The following is a 22295-nucleotide window of genomic DNA, read 5'->3' on the forward strand; positions in this document are numbered from 1 at the left end:
GGTAGCTGGACGGCCGGTGATAGCTGGACGGCCGGTGATGCCGGGGGCCGCCTACGGGGGCGGCAGGAGGCTTCCCAGCGGGCCGAGATCGAGGTTCAGGTCGGCGCGGTTCAGGCCGTAGCGGGCGCAGAGGTCGTCCATCCTGTCGTGTAGCGCCATCAGGGTCGCACCGAGTCGCTCCTCCTGCTCCTCGCTGAGGTCCCCGGCGTCGACCCGGCGCAGCGCCTGGCGCTCCATGAGCTGCCGCAGGAGTTCGACCAGGGTGAGCACGAGCTGGACCAGGTCCCGTTCGACGTTCTCGGGGTCGGTGCCGTCGGTGTTGATCCTGCGGGCCGGGTGGGGCTGCCGGTCCCGCACCCGACGGCCGTCCTCGGGGGACGCGGGCAGCAGGCGGAACGCGCGATCGGCGGCCGCGGCGACCTCCGCGTAGCGACGGCCCCGGCCATCACGCTCGGCGCGGCCGGTGTCACCGGCGCGGTCGGCACCGCCGGTCCGACCGGCGTCCGAGGGGCTCACGGCCCATCACCGCCGAGCCGCCTGCCGTCCCGCCACGGAGAGAGCTCCGGGCCGCTGATCGAGACGATCAGGGCCCGCAGCGAGATGCGCACGAGGTCGACGTCGGCGACGGACAGCACGATGTCGCCGGTGAGGACGACACCCCCGCCCAGCAGCCGGTCCAGGAGGTCGACGAGGGCGATCCGGCGGTCCGGCAGCGGCTCCTGCCCGCCGTACCGGTCGCCCGGCCCGGGCTGCTGACCGTTCATACCGGCCGTTCACCACCCGTCGGCTCGTCCTGGGGCAGCACGGCGAAGGAGTAGGGCGCCCACGGGCCGGTGACCTCGACGCGGACCCCGTTCAGCCCCTGCCCCGCCCGCAGGACGTCCTCGCGGAACACCCCGGCCCGCTCCACGGGCACCAGGTAGGCGTCGTTGAGCACGTTCTCGCCCTGCTCCCCCACCGGCTCCCCGCTGTGGACGCGGTGGTGCGCCCGGGCCACCGCCAGTCGGGCCGCGGCGGCCTCCACCCGGGCCGCCGCCTGTTCCGCGGCGCGGTAGCGCTCCGCGTGCCGGTCGCGCACGGCCCTCCGGGCGTGCAGGTAGGCCCGGCCCGGCCCGACGTCCGCGGGCGGCGGCCCCTCGGGCACCGGATCCGGTGCCCGAGCCTCGACATAGATCTTCACGCCCCATTCGACCTGCGCCACGAGCCGGTCGAGCGCCGCCGTGAACTCGTCCTGGCGGGCGTCGAGGGCGCTGCGCACGCCGTCGTCGTCGAAGTACACCGTCGCGAGGCGCAGCGGGAGGACGGTGGTGACCGCGGCGAGCGCGGCGACCACGGCGTGGTGGGCCCGGGCCGCGGTTTCGAGCCACTGGAGGTCCTCCAGGTGCTCGGCGAGGGCGTCCTGCCGGAAGTCCTCGGCGGGGACGCGGCTGACGGCCGCCGCGAGCCCGGGGTCGTCGGCGTGCAGGAGCAGCACCGGGGCGCCGGCGATCCCGTGCGCGCCGGCGGCGGCGGGCCCGAGGGCTTCGGTGGTCCTGGCGATGGCGTAGGCGTAGACGACGGTGCCGGCCATCACTCCTCCCGGGTGCGTCGCGTGCGGGGCGCCGGGGCGGCGCGCTTCGCGCGTGCGGGGCGGCGGACGGGGGGCTCCTCGGCGGCCGGTGGCAGGCCCGGCTCCGCCCGCAGCCGGGCGAGTTCGCCGCGCAGGCGCTCGTTCTCGGCCTCCAGTTCCCGTGCCGGCTCCCGGTCGGCGGCCGGCAGGCGGTCGCCCCGGGCGCGCGAGGAGAGCGAGGGATCGTGCTCCCACCAGTCGATGCCCATCTCCTTGGCCTTGTCCACCGAGGCGACCAGCAGGCGCAGTTTGATGGTGAGCAGTTCGATGTCGAGCAGGTTGATCTGGATGTCACCGGCGATGACGATGCCCTTGTCGAGGACGCGTTCGAGGATGTCGGCGAGGTTGGCGGAGGAGCCCTGGGCGTAGGGCGGTGCGGCTCGGGAGGAGGTGGAGCCGAACCTGTCGGCGATGGGTTGTGTCACGACCGTTCGGCCTTCCTCTCCTGGTTCGGGCCCCTGGCCGGGGCCGGGCGGGTCACGGCTCCCCGCGCTGCCATGCCCTGATCTCGTCCAGCCGGTCGAGGAGTTCGTCCTCCCGCCGGTCGAAGGTCTCCTCGTCGATGTCGCCGGCGAGCAGGGCCTGCTCCAGCTCGGCCAGTTCGCGTTCGACGGGGGCGGGATCGTAGTACTGCTGCTCGGCTGCTTCCTGGATGCGTTCGGCCACCCACACGGCGCCGCGGACGGGGGCCAGCGGCAGGGTGAGGATCTGCGTGATCAGACCCATGGCTTCCTCGCTTCCTCCGCATCATCTTCTCCGCGTGGTCTTCTCCGCGTCCTCGGACTCAGACGAAGCTGTACGCGGGCAACGGACCGTGCAGGCGCAGGTCCACGCTGTCACCGAGTTCGGCGGCGAGGCCCTTCTCGGCCGTCAGGAAGGCGTCCTCGCCGTCACGGGCGACGAGGAACGAGATGCTCAGGAAGACGTCGCCGGACGGCGGGGAGGATCGCTCATCGCGCGCGTGGGGCCGCAGTGCCTGGGTGATGCCGGCGGCGAGGGCCTCCTGGCGGGCGCGCACCTCCTGGGAGACGAGTTCGCCGAGCACCACCGGGGCGTCGGGGGCGGCGCGCCCGCCGCGGATCTCGTCGTTGAGGCGCCGGGCCTCCGGCGACTCCGCCAGGATCCGGCGCAACAGGCTCTCCTCGTCCTCGGTCGCCTTGAGGTGGAACTCGGCGCACCCGTCGAGTTCGCTCAGCCGGGCCGCGTACTGCTCGGCGTTCTCGGTGAGGGCCGCGCGGACGGCGTCGTCGTCGGGGGCGGTCAGGCCGAAGCGCAGCGGGAGAACCGTGCCGCCGGCCATGAGGCGCTCCTGCACCGCCTGGTGGGCGGCGAGGTCGCGGCGTTTGGCGCGCAGGCCGGGCGGCGCGTCGCTGACGACCGCGGTCAGCCGTCCGCTGTCGACGGTCCGCAGGGCGGCGGGATCCGCTCCGACTCCCGCGAGGCCGCTCAGGTCGAGCGGATGCGTGCCGGCGACGATGGAGTAGACGTAGACGGCCATGGTTCACTCCTCGCGGTGCCGGGCCGGTCGGCGGGCCGGGCGCTCGCGCTTCTCGGCGGGCTCCTTCTCCTCGTCGCGACCGCCGCGCACGGCGTCGGTGACGGCCTCGACGGCGCCGGTCAGCGCACCCTTGCTCTTGCCCTTGGCCCCGCCTTCGGTGACCTCGCCGACGATGTCGGTCAGCTGGGCGGGTGCCTTGCGCCCGGACTCCAGGTCCAGACGGTTGCAGGCCTCCGCGAAACGGAGATAGGTGTCCACGCTGGCGACCACGATGCGGGCGTCGATCTTGAGGATCTCGATCCCGACCAGGGAGACCCGGACGAAGACGTCGATGACCAGGCCACGGTCCAGGATGAGTTCGAGGATGTCGTACAGGTTGCCGGACCCGGCGCCGCCGGGCCCCGCACCGCGGGAGGCCACGCCCCCGCCTGCTGACTGCGGTACGACTGTCACGCTGGGCTCCGTTCCCGGTCGCTCGCAGCGATGTGCGGGTGGCCGTTCCTCTCGTGTCGGTCGGGCGTTCCGGCGGCCGCGGTACGGCGGACCGGCCGGGACGGCGCTTCGGGCGCCGGCGGGTCTTCGGACGACGACGCGTCTTCGGACGACCGCGCGGTCTTCGGGCGACGCCGAGTCAGAGCCGGTCGATCTGGCCCCGGCTGTACCGTCGCGTGCGCTCGTAGGCGACCAGTTCACCCTCTGCGTCCAGGGTGACCCGGTAGGTGGCCATCACACTGGTGGTGGGAGGAATCCGCTCCAGCTCCAGCACTTCGACGTCCGCCTGCCAGCCGTCCTCGACGGGCTTCACCGCGGAGACCGACTCCGGGGCCCGGCCCAGCAGTTCTTCGAGCTGCCGAGCCGCACTCCGGATGGCCTGCGGCGCGGACACCTTGCGTGGCCGCCGCCGTGGGGCCGCCGCGGCCCGCCGGGCCGTAGGAGTACGGGCCGGTGGGCTGTCCTCGTCGGAAGGACGCCGCGTCCTGCGCGCGGGCCCCTCGGGATCTGCGGCCATGACCATCTCCGGGCTGTTGTCCCGGCCGCACGCCTGCCCCGAGCCGGGATCAGGCAAACGCGCGCGCCCCGAATAGGAACATCCCAGCTGGGAACACGCGTCGGTGGGGCGGGGTGCGGCGACCCGGACCGCGACATGTGCACGAAGTGCTGCCCTCCGCGCGATGCTCCTCGGCCCTTTGGCCATGCCGCCTGAAGGGAAGACCTCATGAACGACACCACCAAGATCGCCCTCGCCGCCGCGGTCGCCGGCGGGTACGTCCTCGGTCGAGCGAAGAAGGGCAGGATGGCCTTCGCCGCGGCCACCTACCTGGCCGGCCGCCGCTTCGGCCTGGACCCGCGTCAGCTGGCGACCGAAGGGTTGCGCAAGCTCGCCGACACCCCCCAGGTGGCGGAACTCAACGAACAGGTCCGCGGCGAGCTGCTCTCGGCCGGACGCAAGGCGGTCGCCGCCGCTGCCGACCGCCAGCTGGCCAACCTCGCCGACACCCTGCGCGACCGGACCAGGAACCTCGGCGCGAAGAAGCAGGAGGAACCGCCGGACGAGGACGAGGAGGAGTACGGGCCGGAGGAGGACGAGGCGGAGGAGTCCGAGGAGCCGGCCGACTACGAGGAGGAGGACGCCGAGGAGGACGAGGCGGAGGAGGACGAGGCCGAGGACACGGAGGACGACCAGGACGACGAGGCCGGTGACGACCGGGACGAGACCGAGGACCGGGAGCCGGAGGACGAACAGGGCGAGGACGAGGAGCCGCCACCGGAGCCCCCGAAGCGCCGACGCAGCGCCCGCAAGGCGGACGCGGAGGAGGAGCCCGAGCCCGAGCGGCCTCAGCGCCGTCGCCCGAGCGCGAGCGCCGCACCCCGCTCCCGGAGGCGGCCGCCGAAGGAGACGGACTCCGCCGAACCGGCCGCCGAGAAGCCCGCCCGGAAGAAGCCGGCTTCGGCCACAGCGCGCGAGAGCCGCCCCGCGGCCAAGAGGAGCGCGCCCGCCGGGAAGACGACCGCCGAGAAGACGGCGCCTGCCCGGAAGACGGCACCGGCCCGGAAGGCCGCGGCGAAGAAGACGGCGCCCGCCAAGAAGACGACGACCGCAGCCCGGGCGAAGCCCGCCGGCAAGGCGGCCACGACCGCGAAACGGGCTCCCGCGAAGAAGGCCCCGGCCAAGAAGGCCACTGCCAAGAAGACCGCCGGGACGAAGCCGGCGGCCCGGTCCGGGCGCGGGAGGGCATCATGACCACCACGCAGCGCGGCGCCCCCGACACGGATGGCCACTCGGGCCTGGACAGGCTTCGCGAAGAGGTCGTCCACTACCTCGGCGCGCAGGCCGAACACCTCGCCGAGAAGGCCGGGGGCAAACTTACCGAGGTGACCGACCAGCTCAGCGACGTCGCGGCGAACGGCGGGACCCTCCCCGCGGTCGGCGCCCGCGTCCTCCAGGGCGACTCCCCGGTGAAAGCCTTCGTCGGGGAGAAGGCCAAGAGCCTCAAGGACAACGTCGTCGGCAAGGTCAAGGAAGCCTTCGGCAAGGGCGGGAAGGGCGGCAAGAAGGCCGGCAGCACCAAGGTGATGAACATCGTCGAGGTGCTCGACGTCGGTGTCCCGCTGCGCCTCGCGTACGACCGGTGGACCCAGTACGAGCAGTTCAGCGGGTTCACCAAGGGCGTGCGCAGCGTCAACAAGGGCGATGACGTCAGCAGCGACTGGAAGGTCAAGGTGGGCCCCTCCACCCGCAGTTGGAAGGCGACGGTCCAGGAGCAGGTGCCGGACGAGCGGATCGTCTGGAGTTCGGAGGGCGCCAAGGGCACGACGCACGGCGCCGTCAGCTTCCACGAGCTGACCCCGACCCTGACCAGGATCGTCCTGGTCGTCGAGTACTTCCCCTCGGGGCTCTTCGAGAAGACCGGCAACCTGTGGCGCGCCCAGGGCCGCCGGTTGCGCCTGGACTTCAAGAACTTCCAGCGTTACGTCACTTTCGGTGACGACGAGGTCGACGGCTGGCGCGGGGAGATCCGCGACGGCGAGGTCGTCCGCACCCACGAGGAGGCCATGGAGGAGGAGGCCGACCAGGACACCGAGGACGGCGAGGACACCGAGGACGACGAGGCGACCGGCCAGGACGACGAGGCGACCGGCGAGGACGACGAGGGATACGACGACGAGGACGAGGACGAGGAGCCGGAGGACGAGTACGCGGACGACGACTACGCCGAGGACGAGGACGAGGACGAAGAGGAAGAGGAAGAAGCGGAGGAGGACGACGGCCCCTACGCGGAGGACGAGGAGTACGGCGAGGAAGGCGAGTACGAGGACGAGGAGGACGAGGACGAGGAAGCCGAGGACGACCGACCGGCAGGCCGCGGCGGCCGCTGAGACGCGGTCGACCGCGCGGGCACGGCCCCGCTACGGGCCGTCCCCCGGCTGGGCGAACGATCGGTCGCGCTGCCGCGCCGCACCCCGTCCGGCGCGGCAAGGTGGGTCGAGTGCGCGTGCAGAGCGCACAGTCCGCCGAGTCCGCGAGGTGATCCGCATGTCCGAGGACGGGAGAGAGGCGTTCATCGCCGTCCGGCCCCGCCACGTCGTCCAGGCCACCGCGGACCGGCTCGCCCAGCACGCTGACGCCGCCGCCCGGGGAGCGCTGCGCGCCTACCGCTGGGCCCTGGATCCCCACCGGCCCGCGCCGGTCACCGGCCGGGCCGTCGCCCTGCCGCTCGCCGAACTCGACCTCGCCGTGGAGGAGCGCGCCGCCATCGACGCCGCCCGCGACCCCGCGCTCCCCGAACCCGAACGCGCCCGGGCCCGCGGCGCGGCCCACGCGCTGGGCTGGCTCCTCGGCTTCCGCCCGCTCACGGGGTGACCCCGATGACCATCTCCCCCGGCAGCGCCTACGCCCTGCGCCTGCGCGACACGGTCGGCACGGTCCGCCCCGCCGTCGTGACGGCGAGCACCCGCACCGGTCCGGCCGGGCACCGCGTCTTCGCCGACACCGACGGCGCCCTCCAGGTGGAGATCGCCTGCACCGGCGAGCACCGCATCCTGCGGAGCGCGCGAGGGCTGCGCATCATCTCCGCCGCCTGCCTGTCCTGACCGCGGGGCCGCCACCGGACGCGGTCAGCCGTCACCGGGCGCGGTCAGGGGCCGGACGACGGCTCCGGCCCCTGGCGGATGAACGGCTCCGACCCGACGGCCGGCTGCCACTGCGCGTCTACCCGCCCGGCGGACATGCACGCCGCCCAACCGGGTCGGCGCAGCGCGCCCGCGACACCTCGTGCAGCGCCCGCCGGGTTCGACCCCGCCGGCGTCCGGCCGCTACGCCGCGCGCGAGTCCTGGCCGCTCTCCCGGTTGAGGAGGTGGCCGATACAAGCGTCCCAGTCGATGTGCCGGCTCTCGGTGCCCCCGGGTACGGCCCGGTAGGTGCGGGCCAGGAAGTCGGCCAGGTCGCGGGTGCGGGCGAGCAGCAGGGCCACGCCACGGCTGTCCCCGTCGGAGATGGCGATCCAGGTGTGCTGCCGGTCGGCCGGCTCGATCCGGACGTCGCCCTCGCCGCAGACGCGCTCCAGCCCGGCGGCCAGCAGGTCACGGCCGAAGGTCCAGGACACGGGTACCGGTTCATCGGGGAAGAAGCAGTGGACGGCGTACGGGTCGTCGCTGCTGTAGGACAGCTCCACGGCTACCGACACGAGCGTGTCCGGGTCGGTCTGCAGGCACATCGTGGTGCGGGTCGGGAACACGTCCATCCCTCTGGTCTCCCCAGTTTCGTCACGGCGGGTCTGCCGTCTGCCCCGCCTGAGCAATGTCACGCACCCCCATCCGGGTCAAGTTCGGCCGGACCGGCCGCCGACGGGGCGGGCGACGGCCGCGGCGGTGACGACCGGGCCGCCGAAGCCGGCCGGACCCCTCGGAGTCGGACGCCGCCGGTCCCGTACCGCAGGTCCGACCCCGACACCCGCTCCGCCCTGGTCAGGGGCCCGCGGCGTGGTCAGGGCAGCGGGACCGGTCGGTACAGTTCCGGGTGAGGGCCTCGCCCTGACGCCGGGTGCGGTGCACGAGCCCGGAGGAGGACCGTCACCGCCCAGCATCCATCAGAGCATCGCCCCGTGTGAGGCAGGTCACCGGAACCCGGCGCCCGCGGCGGACAAGGCAGGGTGTGGACTACTCATCGCACGCCCGGATACGCGCGGGGGACCCCGAAGCGTTCAGGGAACTCTTCCGTGACCATGCCCCGCTGGTCCATCGGCACGCCGTCCGCGTGAGCGGTGACCGGGACCTCGCCGAGGACGTCGTCTCGCTGACCTTCCTGGAGGCCTGGCGGCTGCGGGACCGGCTGCTCGACCACGAGGCCGGCCCGCGCCCGTGGCTCATGGGCATCGCCGTCAACGTGCTGCGCAACACCCGTCGTGCCGCACGCCGCCACCAGGCGGCCCTCGGGCGTCTGCCCGCCCGCGACACCGTCCCGGACTTCGCCGACGAACTCGTCGGACGCCTGGCCGACGCCGACCAACTCGCCGCCGCCCAGCGGGCGCTGGGCAAGCTGCGCCGCGCGGAGCGCGAGGTGTTCACGCTGTGCGTCTGGTCCGGGCTGGGGTACGCCGAGGCCGCCGCCGCCCTCGGGGTCCCGATCGGCACCGTGCGTTCGCGCCTCTCACGCGCCCGCACACGGCTGCGCAAACTCGCCGGACAGGAACTGACGAAGGAGCGGGAACCGCTTCCGCGCCCCGGACAAGTACAGGGCGGCCGCACCCACGCGGCCCGGTCGTACGAGTCGCACGAGTCGCACGAGGAGACGTACGGATGACCCGCAAGTTCTGGAAGCGGACCGAGCCCCTGACCCGCACGGAGCCGGACCACACGAAGCCGGACCACACGGAGATCGCCCGGCTGCTGCCGCCCCCGTCGGCCCCTCCGATGCCGCTCGACCGTCAGCTGCTTTTCGAGGAGCACCTGTTGAACGAGATCCGCACCCATGCCCCCGCACTCGCCCCCGCGGCCACGAAGCGGCCGGTCCGGCGCGTCCTGCTGATCGCCCTCCCTGTCACCGCTGCCGCGCTCGCCGCCGTCCTCGCCGTCGGCGCGCTGACCAACGGCGTCGGCGAACCGCGTACGGGAACGGCCTCCGTGGAAGCGCCCGTCGTGCCGGTCGAGGAGGGCAGCGCCCTCCAACTGGTCTCGACCGTCCAGCAGATCGCCGCCGCCGTGAGCACGCGGCCGACCCCGGAGCCGAAGCCCGGCCAGTACATCTACGTCAAGAGCAAGGTCTCCTTCCTGTCCTTCTCGCACAACGGCGACACAGACGAGTCCAGGACGTGGGTGCAGCCGCTGCACCAGCGCGAGGTCTGGCGCACCCCCGACGCGCTCAAGGGCTGGCTCGACGAACCCGGCTACCAGGCCGAGGGCGGCATCACCCTGGACAGCGACGGCCCCCACTCCAAGCCCGTGAACGGCCAGGACGTCCCCGGCGCGCCGCTCCGCCACTCGTACGACTGGCTCAAGGCCCAGCCGACCGACCCGGACGCGCTGCTGAAGGTGATCTACACGACGGTCAGCGGTCCGCGGGACCGGGACCAGCAGGCGTTCGAGACGATCAGGGCGATCGTCAACGAGCAGCTCGTGCCGGCCCAGAGCGCCGCCGCGCTCTACCGGGCCGCCGCGAAGATCCCCGGCGTGATCGTCGTGCAGAACTCCCAGGACGCCGTCGGCCGCACCGGTCTCGCCCTGGCCCGCCTGGACGTGCAGAACGGCGAACGGACCGAGCTCGTCTTCGACCGTACGACCTTCACCTACCTGGGCAGCCGCGGAATCCAGGTCAAGCAGGTCAACGACATCAAGCCCGGCACCGTCACCGAGCGCACCGCCGTCCTGGAGCGGGCCGTCGTCGACGCCCAGAAGGAACGCCCCGCCCCGGGCACGACCGCCTGAGCCGAGCCCCCGACGCCGGGCCCCGGCACCCCTGCTCCGCGACCGCACCTCCCGCCGCACCTCCCGCCGCACCATCCGTCCGCCACCGCCGCCGCGCATCGAGCCCTACCGTCGATCAATCACCCGCCGACGGGTGTAACGAGTGGTAGGTACACTGAGCGGCATGACGAAGAAGGAGGCGCTGACCCGCGCCGCGGCCGAACTCCTCTGGGAACGCGGGTACACCGGCACCAGTCCGGCCAAGGTCCTGGAGCGCGCGCAGGCCGGGCAGGGCAGCATGTACCACCACTTCTCCGGCAAGGCGGAGCTGGCGCTGGCGGCCATGGCGCGGATGAGCGAGGAGCTCCGCACCAGGGCCGAGACCGCGCTGGGCGCCGAGGGCGGGGCCGTCGACCGGGTCAACGCGTTCCTCGACCTCGAACGCGACCCGCTGGCGGGCTGCCGGATGGGGCGACTGACCCAGGACTACGACATCGTCACCGACGAGCGCCTCCGCGCCCCGCTCGCCGAGTTCTTCGGCTGGCTCGACGAACGGCTGACCGCGGTGCTCGCCGACGGGGTGCGCACGGGCGAGTTGCGGCCCGGCACCGATCCCGCGGCGACGGCCTCGCTGGTCATGGCGGCCGTGCAGGGCGGGTACGTCCTGGCCCGAGCCCAGCAGCGGCCCACGGCCTTCGACCGCACGGTCGAGGGGCTCAGGCAGGTCCTCGCCGACCTCCGGACCCACTCGGGCGAGAACTGACGACGAGGTGCGCGCCGGGCGTGCGGGCGCCCCGGGGAGCCGGTGGCGGGGGCGCCCGCACGGCGGTCAGGCGGTGGGGAGCAGGAGGAGTTTGCCGGTGGTGTGGCCGGACTGGAGGGCGGTGTGGGCTGCGGCGGCATCGGCGAGGGGGTGCCGTGCGGCGATGGTGAGGGTGAGGCGGCCCTCGCGCAGCCAGTCGAAGACCTCGGCCGCGCGGGCACGCAGTTCGGTGGGGTCGGTGGCGTGATCGACCAGGGTGGGGCGGGTCAGGAAGACGGAGCCGTGGCCGGCGAGGGACTGGGGGTCGAGGGCGGGGGCGGGGCCCGAGGCGGCACCGGCCAGGACGAAGGTGGCGCGGCGCGCCAGGCAGGTCAGGCCGGCGCCGAAGGTGTCGCGGCCGATGCCGTCGAAGACGACGTCCACGCCGCGGCCGCCGGTCAGCTCGCGCGCCCGGGCGGCGAACTCCTGCTGGGTGCGGACGATCACCTCCTCGGCACCGGCCGCGGTGGCGGCGGCGGCCTTGGCCGGGCTGGAGACCGTGCCGATCACCCGGACCCCGGCGGTGGCGAGCAGGCGCGTCAGGTGGGAACCCAGACCGCCGGCGGCGGAGTGCACCAGCGCGGTGGCGCCCTTGCGGGCGGGCCAGGTGCTGGTGGTCAGGTAGTGGGCGGTGAGGCCCTGGAGGAGGACGGCAGCGGCATCGGTGTCGGGGATGTCGTCGGGCACCGGCACGGTGGCGTCGGCCCGCACGACGACGAGTTCGGCGTAGCTGGCGGGGGCGGCCCACCAGGCGACGCGGTCGCCGACGGCGGGTGTGGTGACGCCGGGGCCGGTGGCGACGACGGTGCCGGCGCCCTCGCAGCCGGGGGTGAAGGGGGCGGTCGCGCCGGTACGCCCCTCGCGTTCGTAGACGTCCTTGAAGTTGACGCCGATGGCACCGGTACGGACCAGGACCTCGCCGGGGCCCGGCACCGGGTCGGGGAGGTCGACGGGGGTGAGGGCCTCGGGGCCGCCGGGCTGGTGGACCACCACTGCACGCATGGGTGTTCGTTCTCCTCGGATCGTCGGTCGGGATGGGAGGGGGAAGGCCGGGAGGCCGGAGCTGCTCGGTGTCAGCGCACGCTGCGGTACACCGCCCAGCTGACGGCCACGAAGCCGGCCCCGACCAGCGCCAGGCAGATGCGCAGGCCGCCGGCGCCGGTGCCGGCCAGGACCGGGCCGAACAGGGCGATCGCGACCGCTCCACCGATCTGGCGGAAGGCGTTGAGGGAGCCGGAGGCGAGCCCGGAACGGTCGGGGGGCAGGGCCCGCAGCGCCAGGGTGGGCAGCGAGGGGCCCATCAGGCCGGCGCCGAGCCCGAGCAGGCAGCTGCCGGCCGTGAACAGCCACCAGTCGGGGGTGGCGGCCAGCGGCAGCAGGGTGAGGGCGCCGACGGCGGCGGTGGCCGCGCCGATGATCAGCATGACCCGCACACCGGTGCGCTGGACGGCGCGGGCCAGGACGAAGGAGGCCAGGCTCCAGCAGAGCGCGAAGGGGACGAAGGCGAGGCCGGCGCCGAGCGCGTCCCGCCCCCAATGGCGTTGCAGGTGCAGGGAGATGGCGAACTGAGCGCCGTAGGCACCGAACTGGTAGAGCGCGCCGACGGTGAGGGCGGGGGTGAAGCCGGGGCGGCGGAAGGCGTCCAGGGGCAGGACGGGGTGGGCGGCGCGGCGCTCGGCGACGACGAAGGCGACGGCGGCGGCGAGGGTGGCGGTGGCCAGGACCAGGGTCAGGGGCGCGCTCCAGCCCAGCGCTCCGGCCTGGACCAGGGTGCCGATGCCGGAGCCGACCAGGGCCGCGGTGGCGAGCTGGCCCGGCACGTCCAGCCGGACGGCGCGCACCGGCGAGGGGGCGACCTTGCGCCCGCAGACCACGGCTGCGGCCAGTCCGATCGGGACGTTGACCAGGAAGATCGCCCGCCAGCCGACGCCCGCGGTCAGCGCACCACCCGCCACCGGACCGGCCACCAGGGCCAGCGAGCTGACGCCGCCCCAGATGGTGAAGGCCCGGGCACGGGCGGCGCTTTCGGGGTACATGTGCGCGATGACCGCCAGGGAGGCGGGCAGCAGGCCGCCCGCGGCCACGCCCTGGACGGCGCGGGCGGCGATCAGGGCCCCGATGCCGGGCGCGGCCGCGCAGGCGGCCGAGGCGGCGACGAAGAGCAGCAGGCTGACCTGGAACAGGCGGCGGGCACCGAGCTTGTCGGCGAGGGCGCCGCCGCCGAGCAGACAGGCGGCCATGACGACGGTGTAGGCGTTGACCGTCCACTCCAACGCGGCCAGGGAGCCGCCGAGTTCGGCGCTGAGGTCGGGCAGGGCGACGTTGAGCGCGCTCCCGTCCAGCAGGACCATGAAGAAGCCGAGGCAGACCGAGCCGAGGGCGCCCGCACCGGGCCCGGAGGTGCCGGCCGGCCCGCCGGCGCCGGGGCGGCGGCGCGGGAGCAGGGCGCTCCCGGGGGTCTCGATGGCCTCGCTCATCGGGCGGCCCTCCTTCGGATGGGAAGTCGTCGGTCCTGGTCCGCGAGAGGCGTTCGCGGTCTATAGTGTTCGATGGAGGTCGATCACCATGAATGAAAGTCGCAGCCGTGACGGTTCGTCAAGTGCGATGACTCCGGCGGGTGACAGCCTCTCCCGGCGGGCGCGCGGCCTGGAGCACACGGACCCGGCGGAGGTGACGCTGCACGAGGTGCTGCAGGTGCTCGCCGATCCGGTGCGGCGCACGATCGTGCGCGAGCTGGCCGGCAGCGCGGACTGGAGTCGCGCCTGCGGCACGTTCGAGCTGGGCGTCAGCAAGGCCACCCGCAGTCACCACTTCACGGTGTTGCGCCAGAGCGGCCTGGTCGAGCAGCGCGACGCCGGCGCCCGGCGCTACAACCGGCTGCGCCGAGCCGAGTTCGACGCGCGCTTCCCCGGCCTGCTCGCCCTCGTCCTGACGGAGGACACGACCGGCACCGGCAGACCCTCCGACGACGCCGACTGCGCTCCGGGCATTGCCAGTTGACAAACCCTGTCATAGCTTTGTCGCAAACAACGGACGCGCGGGGACGGCCGCGGGCAGCACCGGCCACCCCTCGCGGGGTGCGCCAGGGGGCGGGCCTGGGCCGTTCCAGGTCGCCGGAGCCCGACCGCCGGCCGCGGGACTTCCCCGCGGTCGCCCTCGGGGCCGCGCCACGCGGGCCCGGGACCCTTCGGCGAACGGAGCCGGAATGCGAGTGGCGAACGCGTCCGACAGCACCGGCATCGAGGGTCCCTCCTCTCGGGGGCGATCGGCGCACCGGGACGGCGGCGGTGGCGGGAACGGTGACGGTGACGGTGGCGGAGCAGCAGCGGGAGCGGTGACGACGACCGAGCGGTGACGGAACGGCGGCAGTAGCGGTGACGGTGACGGAGCGGGAACGGCGGTGACATGGTGACGACAGTGGAGCAGCCTGCGACGGGCCGGCGACCGAGGCGCTTCCGCCCGGAGCGGCGCGCCCAGCAGACCCGGCCGGCCGTCGGCCGGGTGCCGCCCGACCACCGCTCACGCCTGGAGACGGACAACCCCCACCGCTCGCCGCGGACACTCGGCCGGCTCGCCGCAGGCCCGGCCGTACCACCGGCCGAGCGCGGCGCCGACCGGGCGCGGGCCGGTTCCGCGCGGGCGCAGGCCGCCACCGCACAGACCGGGCCGCCCGGGGAGCCCCGGGTGATGGCGCGCACGCCCGGACGCCCGTCGGCGGGAGTCGGGAGCCGACAGGAGGCCCGGCAGGCACCCGCGGCCCAGCGGTCGCAGGTCTCGACGACGCGGGCGGCGGTCGGGACGGGGATCGGGGCGAAGGACGGACCGCACTGCCGAGCCGTCGAACAGTCACGAGAACTGCCTTCCGGCGCCGATCACTTGGCACCCGTACCGACGACTCCGACACACCGGGCGGGCGCGGGGGTGCGGGGCCGGCAGGGGCGCACCGCGAAGACCGACCGGCCGACGGGCCGGGCTCTGGACAGCCTGGACACCCCGAAGGGCAGCCTGGGCACCCCGAACAGCCATGACGAGCCGGCGGGCCGGACGCGACCGAGGACGGCAGGGGGCGCGCTGCGACGGCACAGCGGGTGCGCCGTGTGGTCCGGCGCGCCGACCGCCGAGGCGCAGCAGGCGGTCGGCCTGGTGCGCGGTACCGGCCGGCGGGCGGTACCGCTGCCCCTGCGGTCCGGTTCGTGCCGGATGGACGGTGACCACGAACGCGCGCCGTCCTTCGTCGAGGAGGCGCGCAACGGGGACCTGCTGACCCTTCATGACCACTGGTGCGCGCAGATGTCGTGCAGCCGCCGTCTGCCGCCGGGTGCGCAGGCGCGGGGCCGGACATGGCCGCGGACGGCGTGGGCGGAGAGCGCTGGGTTCGCGAGGTGTCTGGATCTGGTGACCGGCGCACGGAAGGCGCCGGCCGCGGCCGTGGATCCGGTTCGACCACAGGGCTGTCGCATGGTCTGCACTGTGAGTTCCTTCCCCCTATGGAAACCCCCAGGTGGGGGCACCTTGCGTACCACCAGGCATCAGAATGGACCCCGTCGCGTTCCCTCGGCCGCCGGCGGAGTCACTCCCTGATTGCCAGTCAGGTTCGTTCACCAGTTCTGGCGAGCGTAACCCATTCGCGTTCGCACTGACCAGAGCTGACGGGATGTCACTCGCCACTCGGATGCCGCTTGACTTGATCCGAGAGCCGTGGTTAGCGTAAAGCCGCACTGACCGCAGGCGACATGACAAGGTTGCGCCACTATGGCGCCGCGCCGCCCGCCGCCCGCCGCCTGGGACGTCCACCCTCGGGCCGCCCCCGCGTTCCTCCCGGTTCATCCGGCCCTACCGGCCGTGGGCCGGGCATTTCCTCGCGCCATCCCGTTGTCCAGACCTGTGTGCTGTTCGAACAGCGGTTTCACGACCATCGCCGTGCCCCGCTCCGCCATGCCCGTGCGCACCACGGGGTGGAGCGGGCGAAGCGTCATGCCGCCGCCCGGCAGAAAGGCACGCCCGCCATGAGACCTGGCAACACCGCGTCGCACTCTCCGACGACGCGCCACACCGACTCCGACGACGCACCGCGCACCACCGCCGCACCACAGGGCACCACCGCACCGCGCACCACCGCCGCACCACAGGGCACCACCGCACCGCGCACCACCGCCGCGGCGAAGGCGGCCGCCGCAGCACGCCCGGCCGGCGACGAGACGCCCGGCGACGAGACGGCCGCCGACCCGGTGCGCGAGAGCATGCGGCGCCTGCCCGGCCCGCTCCAGCTGCCGCTCACCTTCCTGACCGGGCGCCCACTGGCCGGGCAACGCCCGGTGGCCCTGTCACCCGGCTTCCACCTGGCCACCGCATCGCTGTCCATGCTGGCCGGCGCCGCGGTCTCGGCCACCGGCTTCGTCCTGGGCAGCTGGTTCCTGCTCCTGCTGCTTCCCGGCTGGGCGATGACCCTGCACGGCCAGCGGAACCTGCGGATGATGATCTACCACCAGTGCTCGCACCGGAACATGTTCGGACACCGCCGGCTGGACACCGCCATCGGCAACGTCATCTCAGCCCTCCTGGTGATCCAGAACTTCGAGCGCTACAGCCGCGAACATGTCGCCGACCACCATGCCGTGCACCACATGACGTTGCGCGACCCCACCGTCCAGGCCTTCCTCATCAGCCTCGACCTGCACCCGGGCATGACCCGGCGCCGGATGTGGCGCAGGGTGCTGCTCAAGGCCGTCTCGCCCCGGTTCCACCTGGCCTTCGCGATCTCCCGGGTGCGCTCCTTCTGGCACAACGGCGCCGCCGCCGAGAAGGCCGTCGCCGTCGCCCTGTACGGCGGCGGCGGGGTCGCGGCCGTGCTGCTGGGGGCCTGGCCGGCCGTGCTGGTGGTCTGGTTCGTGCCGGTCGGCGTGCTCTACCAGATCAGCAACACGCTGCGGCTGTGCGTGAAGCACACCTTCCCCGCGCCCGGAACCACGGTGCGCCGCGGCCGCGAGTACTTCGGGAGCCTGACCAACGCGATCTTCATCGGTGAGGCGGCGCCCGCCCCCGGCCTGCCCGCAGCCACCGCCGCGCTGCGCTGGCTGCGCTGGAGCGGCCGGATGGCGCTGGTGCACTTCCCGACCCGCTACCTGGTGTTGACGGGCGACACCGTCGTGCACGACTACCACCACCGCTACCCCGCCAGCCGGCAGTGGCACGACTACATCTTCGCCCGCCAGCAGGACCTCGTCGACGGGCACCGCAACTGGCCGGCCTACACGGCCGAGTGGGGCCTGGTCGCCGCGATCAACCGGGTCTTCGACTCGCTCTCGGCGGCCGACCCGGAGGAGTTCGACGTCGCCCGCATCCGCTCGGTCAGCAAGCGCGAGCTGTTCGCCGCCTTCGACGACTGACCGGGCGCCCGCACCCGACGACCGTCAGGCCCTCGGGTCGCTCCGCCCCACACACCACCCCGTACCCGCCCGCACTCCACGGATAGGCGGTTCCCCATGCCCACGCCCATGCCCCTGCCCACCCGTCCGACCGGCGCCCCCGAACGCGGCGGCCGCCTGGTGATCCTCGGCGTCGCGGCCAGCGACAGCCACGCCGTCGCCAACCACCTGATCGCCCACGCCCTGCGCGCCGACGGCTTCACCGTCGTCAACCTCGGCACCTGCACCCCGGTCGACGAGTTCGCCGACGCGTGCGAGCGCCACCCGCAGGCCGAGGCCGTCCTCATCGGCAGCCTCAACGGACAGATCCACGAGGACCTGCACGGCCTTGCCGAGGCCAAGCGCTCCGGCCGCATCCACTGCCCGGTCGTGGTCGGCGGCAACCTCTCGGTCGGCAGCGTCAAGGACGAGTCCTCCGTCACCCGCCTCTACGACCTGGGCGTCGACCGCGTGCTCGCCAGCGCCGCCGACCTCGTCCCCACCCTCGACGCCCTGCACGCCCCCACCGCGTCCGACCGCGTCCCGGCCGCCGCCGCCCGGTGACCCCCGTGCCCACCGCCCCCGCGCCGCCCACCCTGGAGGAGTCGGCGGCCTACATCACCCAACTCGGCAAGCCCACCGCCGCCGAGGTGCTGGCCCGCGCCCGGACCAGCGGACGCACCGCCCTGCAGCCGCGCTGCGGGGTCGGCGGGCACCGCGAAATGGCCGTCCTGCTCAAGGAGCTGGAGACCGAAGGCCGGCCCGACCTGCTCACCCTCACCATCGACTCGCACACCCGGCTGCGCCGCTTCGAGCACGCCGCCCGGGCCCTGCGCACCGACCACCGCACCCTCAACGGCTATCCGCTGGTCACCCACGGCTGGCAGCGCGGACGGGAGCTGAACGAACTGGTCGCCGTCCCGCTGGAGATCCGGCACGGCTCCCCCGACCCGCGCGAGCTCTTCGCCACCGCCGTGGCCTGCGGCATCACCTCCTTCGAGGGCGGCGGCATCTCCTACAACCTGCCCTACTCCAAGGACGTGCCCCTCGCCGACTCGCTGGCCGCCTGGACCGAGGTCGACCAGCTCTGCGGCGAACTCGCACACCTGGGCGTGGTCATGGACCGGGAGCTGTTCGGCACCCTCACCGCGGTCCTGATCCCGCCGTCCATCAGCCTGGCCATCAGCGTGCTGGAGGCCGTCGCCGCGGCCGCGGCGGGCGTGCGGTGCATCAGCGTCTCCTACCCGCAGAGCGGCCACCTCGCCCAGGACATCGCCGCCCTGCGCGCCGTGCCCGTCCTGGCCGCCCGCTACCTGCCCGCCGGCCTCGACGTCCACGCCGTGCTCCACGAGTTCATGGGCGTCTTCCCCCGCCGGCGCCACCACGCCGACGACCTCATCTTCTACGGCGCCATCACCGCCCGCCTGGGCGGCGCCTCCAAGCTCATCACCAAGACCTACCAGGAGGCCCACGGCATCCCCGACGCCGCCGCCAACGCCGCCGGGCTGCGCCTGGCCGCCGTCGCCCGCTCCCCCCTGCTCGACTTCATCACCGTCGACGAGGGCGCCGTCGACGAGGAACTGGAGTGGATCCTGCGCGAGACCGCCGAGATCGTGGAACCGGTCCTGGCCGCCCCGCGGTTGGACAGCGCGATCGTCACCGCCTTCGCCGCCGGCCGCCTCGACATCCCCTTCAGCGCCAGCCGGCACGCCCGCTCCGAGGTCATCCCGCGCCGCGACCGCGACGGCGCCGTGCGCTACCACTCCCCCGGCCGCCTGCCGCTCTCCCGCGCCAGCACCGAACGCAACCGCCGGCTGCTCGACGGCCCCGCCCGCCCCGGCGCCGGCACCACCGAGCTGCCCGGCGCGGAGCTCTTCCAGGCCCTGCGCCGCGACATCGACTACTTCCCCCTGCTGTTCGGCGAACTCCCCCAGGACGCCGCCGCCCCGGGCGGCTCCGCCGCCGACAGCGCCACCTCCACCCCGGGAAAGGAACCCGCCCTGTGACCACCAGCCAAGCCATCCTCCGTGTCGGGATCGTGGGCGCCGGACCGCGCGGCGTCGTCGCCCTGGAGCGGCTGTGCGCCAACGCCGCGCTGGTGGCGCCCACGGTCCCCGTCGAGGTGCACCTCATCGACCCGTACCCCGCGGGCGGCGGCCGCGTCTGGCGACGCGACCAGGACCGCTCCCTGCTGATGAACACCGTCGCCTCCGACGTCACCGTCTTCACCGACGAGTCCGTCCCCTGCGAGGGCCCCATCCTGCCCGGCCCCACCCAGTACCAGTTCGCCCGCCTGGTCGCCGAGGGCCGCGTCACCGACGTCACCGACGCCGAACGCCAGGAGGCCTCCGGCATGCTGCCCTGGTCCTACGGCAGCCGCGCCTTCAACGGCGCCTACCTGCGCTGGGCCCTGCAGGAGATCATCCGCACCGCCCCCGCCCAGGTCACCGTCCACGTCCACGCCACCCGCGCCACCGCCGTCGACGACACCGACCGCGGCACCCAACTCCTGTACCTGGACGGCGAGGAGCAGCCCCTGGAGTGCGACGCCGTCGTCCTCGCCCAGGGCCACTTCGACGTCGCCCCGACCAAGGGCCAGCAGGACCTGAAGGACTTCGCCGACCGCCACGGCCTGCTGTACCGCGAACCCCTCAGCCCCGCCGAATGCGACCTCGACGCCATCCCGGCCGGCCGGCCCCTGGTGCTACGCGGCCTGGGCCTCAGCTTCTACGACTACGTGACCCTCTTCACCCAGGGCCGCGGCGGACGCTTCGAGCGCGACGGGGACGGCGTGCTGCACTACCACCCGTCCGGCCGCGAACCGCTGCTGTACGCCGGCTCGGGGCGCGGCGTGCCCTACCTCGCCCGCGCCGAGGTGCACCTGGAGGTCGTCCCCCGCTACCAGCCGCGCTTCCTCACCGGCGAGGTCATCACCCGCCTGCGCCGCGCCGCCGGCCGGGGCGAACTGGACTTCCGCGCCGACCTGTGGCCCTACATCGCCAAGGAGGTCGGCTACGTCTACTACCGCAGCCGCCTCGCCGACGCGCCCGAGGCCGAGCGCGAGGGCTTCCTGGCCGCCTACGCCGACCTGGACTGGGACACCCCCGCCATGCGGCAGCTGATCACCGACCGGTTCGAGGACCCCGACCAGCACTGGGACTGGGACCAGGTCGACCGCCCCAGCCTGGAGCGCCGCTTCGCCGACCGCGCCGCCTACCGGGACTGGATCACCGGCCGCCTGGGCTGGGACCTCGAGCAGTCCGCCATGGGCCCGGCCCGCAGCCCCTTCAAGGCCACCGCCGCCATCATGCGCGACCTGCGGGACGAGATCCGCCAGGTGATATCCCACCAGGGCCTGCGCGGCGGCTCCTACCGCGACCACGTGGACCGCTGGTTCAGCGGGCTCAACAACTACATCGCCAGCGGCCCCCCCACCGCCCGCGTCGAGGAGCTCGACGCCCTCGTGCGCGCCGGAACCGTCCACCTGGTCGGCCCGCGCATGAAGGTCGAGGCCGACGAGGCCACCGGGCGCTTCCTCGTCTCCTCCCCCTTCGTCGACGAGGCTCCGCTGGCCACCGAGGCCCTCCTGGAGGCCCACCTCGCCCTCACCGACGTGCGCCGCGCCACCGATCCGCTGCTGCGCCGCCTGATCGAGACCGGCGGGGCCCGCCCCCACGTCATCCCCGACGCGCAGGGCGAGCCCTACACCACCGGCGGCCTCGACGTCGCCGAGGTCTCCTTCCGCCTGCTCGACTCCGGGGGCACCGCCCACCGCGGCCGCTTCTCCTACGGCCCCCCGGTCGAGTCCGTCCAGTGGGTCACCGCCATCGGCGCCCGGCCCCACGTCGGTTCCCGCACCCTCATCCAGGGCGACGCCATCGCCCGCGGCTGCCTGCACACCGGCGTGGAGAACCTGCGCCGCCGTGCTCTCGCCCTCGCCTGACCACACGTCCCTCCGGCCCCCTTACCCCGATCGCAGGAGAGTCCCCACGATGACCGACACCGCTGCCCGCCGCATGATGGACCTGCTCATCGGCCCCTGGGCCACCCAGGCCGTGCACACCGCCGCCACCCTGGGCCTGGCCGACCTCCTGGCCGCCGAGCCCGCCACCGCCGCCGAACTCGCCGAGCGCACCGACACCCACCAGCCCTCGCTGACCCGGTTGCTGCGCTTCCTCGTCGAGCTCGACGTGCTGGCCACCGACGCCGACGGCCGCTACCGGACCACCGACCTGGGCCGCACCCTGCGCACCGAGGAGCACGGCTCCATGCGCGACCTCGCCCTGCTCTACGGCGACGAGTTCTACGCCGGCTGGGGCCAGTTGCTGCACACCGTGCGCACCGGCGAGAACGCCTTCGAACACGTCCACGGCGCCGCCATGTACCCCTACTTCGCCCGCACCCCCGAGCTCACCGCCCGCTTCGACCGGGCGATGGCCGCCAGTTCCTCCTTCTTCGAGCCCGTCCCCGCCCTCTACGACTTCTCCCGCGCCCGTACCGTCGTCGACATAGCCGGCGGCAACGGCGCCCTGCTCACCACCGTGCTGCGCGCCCACCCCGCCCTGTCCGGCGTCCTGTTCGACACCGCGCACGTCATCGAAGCCGCCCGCACGGAGCTCGCCGACTCCCCCGACGCCGACCGCATCGGCTTCGAGAGCGGCGACTACTACGAGAAGGTCCCCGCCGGCAGTGACGTCTACCTGCTCTCGCGCGTCCTGCACGGACGCGACGACGAGGCGTGCGTCCGGGTGCTGGAGCGCATCCGCGAGGCCGTCACCGCCGACGGCGCCCTGTTGATCATCGAGCGCGTCATCCCCGAGGACGGCACCCCGTCCCTGGCCGCCTGGTTCGACGTCCACATGCTCGCCATCGCCGGCGGCTTCGAGCGCAGCACCGCGGAGTACTCCGGCCTGCTGGAGCGGGCCGGCTTCACCCTCGCGGCGGTCCACGACCTGCCGCTGGACAGCCGCCTGCTGGTCGCCGAGCCGCGCTGACCCTGTACCCCAAACCCCGGACCTCGCCGATGCCGCCCTGCCGGGCCGCGCGGGCGCGGCCGGCGCCGGACGGACCCGCCTGCCCAG

Annotated in this window: 24 protein-coding genes; 13 read left to right on the plus strand and 11 right to left on the minus strand. The window is 74.0% G+C overall.

Annotated features, from left to right (window positions below; genetic code table 11):
• Positions 1–51: 51 nt before the first annotated feature.
• The 8 genes from ABZ495_RS21825 to ABZ495_RS21860 all read right to left on the minus strand — a co-directional run bounded on the left by ABZ495_RS21825 (position 52) and on the right by ABZ495_RS21860 (position 4116).
• On the minus strand, positions 52–516 hold the full coding sequence (locus tag ABZ495_RS21825) for a gas vesicle protein K (protein WP_359837553.1): 465 nt from the start codon (positions 514–516) through the stop codon (positions 52–54).
• Positions 513–764, minus strand: a complete 252-nt coding sequence (locus ABZ495_RS21830) for a gas vesicle protein (protein ID WP_359807962.1) — start codon at positions 762–764, stop codon at positions 513–515. The genes ABZ495_RS21825 and ABZ495_RS21830 overlap by 4 nt, the downstream gene beginning before the upstream one ends.
• Positions 761–1570, minus strand: coding sequence for a GvpL/GvpF family gas vesicle protein (locus ABZ495_RS21835; RefSeq protein ID WP_359807964.1), 810 nt, complete (start codon positions 1568–1570; stop codon positions 761–763). Before ABZ495_RS21835 ends, ABZ495_RS21830 begins: the two co-directional genes overlap by 4 nt.
• A complete protein-coding gene (locus ABZ495_RS21840; RefSeq protein ID WP_329486067.1) occupies positions 1570–2034 on the minus strand; it encodes a gas vesicle protein in 465 nt (154 codons plus the stop codon). Before ABZ495_RS21840 ends, ABZ495_RS21835 begins: the two co-directional genes overlap by 1 nt.
• A 52-nt stretch (positions 2035–2086) precedes the next feature.
• Positions 2087–2335 (minus strand): gas vesicle protein GvpG, encoded by a 249-nt coding sequence (locus ABZ495_RS21845; RefSeq protein ID WP_329486068.1) that lies wholly within the window; start codon positions 2333–2335, stop codon positions 2087–2089.
• A 58-nt stretch (positions 2336–2393) separates the two neighbouring features.
• A complete protein-coding gene (locus ABZ495_RS21850; RefSeq protein WP_359837556.1) occupies positions 2394–3107 on the minus strand; it encodes a GvpL/GvpF family gas vesicle protein in 714 nt (237 codons plus the stop codon).
• 3 nt (positions 3108–3110) lie between these two features.
• Entirely contained in the window at positions 3111–3560 is a 450-nt protein-coding gene (locus ABZ495_RS21855) for a gas vesicle structural protein GvpA (RefSeq protein ID WP_329486070.1), read from the minus strand.
• Positions 3561–3738: 178 nt separating this feature from the next.
• Positions 3739–4116 carry a gas vesicle protein gene (locus tag ABZ495_RS21860; RefSeq protein WP_359807967.1) on the minus strand — a complete coding sequence of 126 codons (378 nt, stop codon included), beginning with the start codon at positions 4114–4116 and terminating at the stop codon, positions 3739–3741.
• Positions 4117–4323: 207 nt separating this feature from the next.
• On the opposite strand from ABZ495_RS21860, the gene ABZ495_RS21865 reads away from it, so the two are divergent.
• The 4 genes from ABZ495_RS21865 to ABZ495_RS21880 all read left to right on the plus strand — a co-directional run bounded on the left by ABZ495_RS21865 (position 4324) and on the right by ABZ495_RS21880 (position 7199).
• Positions 4324–5349: a histone protein gene (locus tag ABZ495_RS21865; RefSeq protein WP_359837558.1), complete on the plus strand. Its 1026-nt coding sequence runs from the start codon at positions 4324–4326 to the stop codon at positions 5347–5349.
• Complete coding sequence (locus ABZ495_RS21870; RefSeq protein WP_359837560.1) at positions 5346–6485, plus strand: SRPBCC family protein; 1140 nt, start codon at positions 5346–5348, stop codon at positions 6483–6485. The genes ABZ495_RS21865 and ABZ495_RS21870 overlap by 4 nt, the downstream gene beginning before the upstream one ends.
• A gap of 157 nt (positions 6486–6642) precedes the next feature.
• On the plus strand, positions 6643–6969 hold the full coding sequence (locus ABZ495_RS21875; RefSeq protein WP_359807972.1) for a hypothetical protein: 327 nt from the start codon (positions 6643–6645) through the stop codon (positions 6967–6969).
• A 5-nt stretch (positions 6970–6974) separates the two neighbouring features.
• Positions 6975–7199, plus strand: coding sequence for a DUF6296 family protein (locus tag ABZ495_RS21880; RefSeq protein ID WP_359837563.1), 225 nt, complete (start codon positions 6975–6977; stop codon positions 7197–7199).
• Positions 7200–7421: 222 nt separating this feature from the next.
• Here ABZ495_RS21880 and ABZ495_RS21885 read toward each other — a convergent pair whose 3' ends face one another.
• Positions 7422–7850, minus strand: a complete 429-nt coding sequence (locus ABZ495_RS21885; RefSeq protein ID WP_359837565.1) for an SsgA family sporulation/cell division regulator — start codon at positions 7848–7850, stop codon at positions 7422–7424.
• A 410-nt stretch (positions 7851–8260) separates the two neighbouring features.
• Here ABZ495_RS21885 and ABZ495_RS21890 point away from each other — a divergent pair, with 410 nt between their 5' ends.
• From ABZ495_RS21890 to ABZ495_RS21900, 3 genes are all read left to right on the plus strand, one after another.
• A complete protein-coding gene (locus ABZ495_RS21890; protein ID WP_329486079.1) occupies positions 8261–8908 on the plus strand; it encodes an RNA polymerase sigma factor in 648 nt (215 codons plus the stop codon).
• Positions 8905–10029, plus strand: coding sequence for a CU044_5270 family protein (locus ABZ495_RS21895; protein ID WP_359837567.1), 1125 nt, complete (start codon positions 8905–8907; stop codon positions 10027–10029). The genes ABZ495_RS21890 and ABZ495_RS21895 overlap by 4 nt, the downstream gene beginning before the upstream one ends.
• A 163-nt stretch (positions 10030–10192) precedes the next feature.
• Positions 10193–10771: a helix-turn-helix domain-containing protein gene (locus tag ABZ495_RS21900; RefSeq protein ID WP_359837569.1), complete on the plus strand. Its 579-nt coding sequence runs from the start codon at positions 10193–10195 to the stop codon at positions 10769–10771.
• Positions 10772–10837: 66 nt separating this feature from the next.
• Here the strand turns inward: ABZ495_RS21900 and ABZ495_RS21905 are convergent, their stop codons facing one another.
• A complete protein-coding gene (locus ABZ495_RS21905; RefSeq protein WP_359837571.1) occupies positions 10838–11812 on the minus strand; it encodes a quinone oxidoreductase in 975 nt (324 codons plus the stop codon).
• A gap of 71 nt (positions 11813–11883) precedes the next feature.
• Positions 11884–13287: an MFS transporter gene (locus ABZ495_RS21910; RefSeq protein ID WP_359837573.1), complete on the minus strand. Its 1404-nt coding sequence runs from the start codon at positions 13285–13287 to the stop codon at positions 11884–11886.
• A 127-nt stretch (positions 13288–13414) separates the two neighbouring features.
• Here ABZ495_RS21910 and ABZ495_RS21915 point away from each other — a divergent pair, with 127 nt between their 5' ends.
• The 6 genes from ABZ495_RS21915 (at position 13415) to ABZ495_RS21940 (ending at position 22208) form a co-directional block, all read left to right on the plus strand.
• Positions 13415–13810 carry a helix-turn-helix domain-containing protein gene (locus tag ABZ495_RS21915; RefSeq protein ID WP_329486084.1) on the plus strand — a complete coding sequence of 132 codons (396 nt, stop codon included), beginning with the start codon at positions 13415–13417 and terminating at the stop codon, positions 13808–13810.
• A 2006-nt stretch (positions 13811–15816) separates the two neighbouring features.
• Positions 15817–17196 carry a fatty acid desaturase gene (locus tag ABZ495_RS21920; protein WP_359837575.1) on the plus strand — a complete coding sequence of 460 codons (1380 nt, stop codon included), beginning with the start codon at positions 15817–15819 and terminating at the stop codon, positions 17194–17196.
• 96 nt (positions 17197–17292) lie between these two features.
• Positions 17293–17778, plus strand: a complete 486-nt coding sequence (locus ABZ495_RS21925) for a cobalamin-dependent protein (protein WP_329486088.1) — start codon at positions 17293–17295, stop codon at positions 17776–17778.
• A 5-nt stretch (positions 17779–17783) separates the two neighbouring features.
• A complete protein-coding gene (locus tag ABZ495_RS21930) occupies positions 17784–19220 on the plus strand; it encodes a methylaspartate mutase (protein ID WP_359837577.1) in 1437 nt (478 codons plus the stop codon).
• Positions 19217–21157, plus strand: a complete 1941-nt coding sequence (locus ABZ495_RS21935; protein ID WP_359807985.1) for an FAD/NAD(P)-binding protein — start codon at positions 19217–19219, stop codon at positions 21155–21157. The genes ABZ495_RS21930 and ABZ495_RS21935 overlap by 4 nt, the downstream gene beginning before the upstream one ends.
• A gap of 49 nt (positions 21158–21206) precedes the next feature.
• Positions 21207–22208: a methyltransferase gene (locus ABZ495_RS21940; protein WP_359807987.1), complete on the plus strand. Its 1002-nt coding sequence runs from the start codon at positions 21207–21209 to the stop codon at positions 22206–22208.
• Positions 22209–22295 lie beyond the last annotated feature (87 nt).

Source organism: Kitasatospora sp. NPDC005748, assembly GCF_040630735.1.
Taxonomy (GTDB): Bacteria; Actinomycetota; Actinomycetes; order Streptomycetales; family Streptomycetaceae; genus Kitasatospora.

Bases quoted from the DNA above. Each gene is read 5' to 3' on its own strand.
- ABZ495_RS21830 (WP_359807962.1), bottom strand. From the start codon at position 764: ATGAACGGTCAGCAGCCCGGGCCGGGCGACCGGTACGGCGGGCAGGAG.
- ABZ495_RS21835 (WP_359807964.1), bottom strand. From the start codon at position 1,570: ATGGCCGGCACCGTCGTCTACGCCTACGCCATCGCCAGGACCACCGAA.
- ABZ495_RS21845 (WP_329486068.1), bottom strand. From the start codon at position 2,335: ATGGGTCTGATCACGCAGATCCTCACCCTGCCGCTGGCCCCCGTCCGC.
- ABZ495_RS21850 (WP_359837556.1), bottom strand. From the start codon at position 3,107: ATGGCCGTCTACGTCTACTCCATCGTCGCCGGCACGCATCCGCTCGAC.
- ABZ495_RS21860 (WP_359807967.1), bottom strand. From the start codon at position 4,116: ATGGCCGCAGATCCCGAGGGGCCCGCGCGCAGGACGCGGCGTCCTTCC.
- ABZ495_RS21865 (WP_359837558.1), top strand. From the start codon at position 4,324: ATGAACGACACCACCAAGATCGCCCTCGCCGCCGCGGTCGCCGGCGGG.
- ABZ495_RS21870 (WP_359837560.1), top strand. From the start codon at position 5,346: ATGACCACCACGCAGCGCGGCGCCCCCGACACGGATGGCCACTCGGGC.
- ABZ495_RS21875 (WP_359807972.1), top strand. From the start codon at position 6,643: ATGTCCGAGGACGGGAGAGAGGCGTTCATCGCCGTCCGGCCCCGCCAC.
- ABZ495_RS21880 (WP_359837563.1), top strand. From the start codon at position 6,975: ATGACCATCTCCCCCGGCAGCGCCTACGCCCTGCGCCTGCGCGACACG.
- ABZ495_RS21885 (WP_359837565.1), bottom strand. From the start codon at position 7,850: ATGGACGTGTTCCCGACCCGCACCACGATGTGCCTGCAGACCGACCCG.
- ABZ495_RS21895 (WP_359837567.1), top strand. From the start codon at position 8,905: ATGACCCGCAAGTTCTGGAAGCGGACCGAGCCCCTGACCCGCACGGAG.
- ABZ495_RS21900 (WP_359837569.1), top strand. From the start codon at position 10,193: ATGACGAAGAAGGAGGCGCTGACCCGCGCCGCGGCCGAACTCCTCTGG.
- ABZ495_RS21905 (WP_359837571.1), bottom strand. From the start codon at position 11,812: ATGCGTGCAGTGGTGGTCCACCAGCCCGGCGGCCCCGAGGCCCTCACC.
- ABZ495_RS21910 (WP_359837573.1), bottom strand. From the start codon at position 13,287: ATGAGCGAGGCCATCGAGACCCCCGGGAGCGCCCTGCTCCCGCGCCGC.
- ABZ495_RS21915 (WP_329486084.1), top strand. From the start codon at position 13,415: ATGACTCCGGCGGGTGACAGCCTCTCCCGGCGGGCGCGCGGCCTGGAG.
- ABZ495_RS21920 (WP_359837575.1), top strand. From the start codon at position 15,817: ATGAGACCTGGCAACACCGCGTCGCACTCTCCGACGACGCGCCACACC.
- ABZ495_RS21925 (WP_329486088.1), top strand. From the start codon at position 17,293: ATGCCCACGCCCATGCCCCTGCCCACCCGTCCGACCGGCGCCCCCGAA.
- ABZ495_RS21940 (WP_359807987.1), top strand. From the start codon at position 21,207: ATGACCGACACCGCTGCCCGCCGCATGATGGACCTGCTCATCGGCCCC.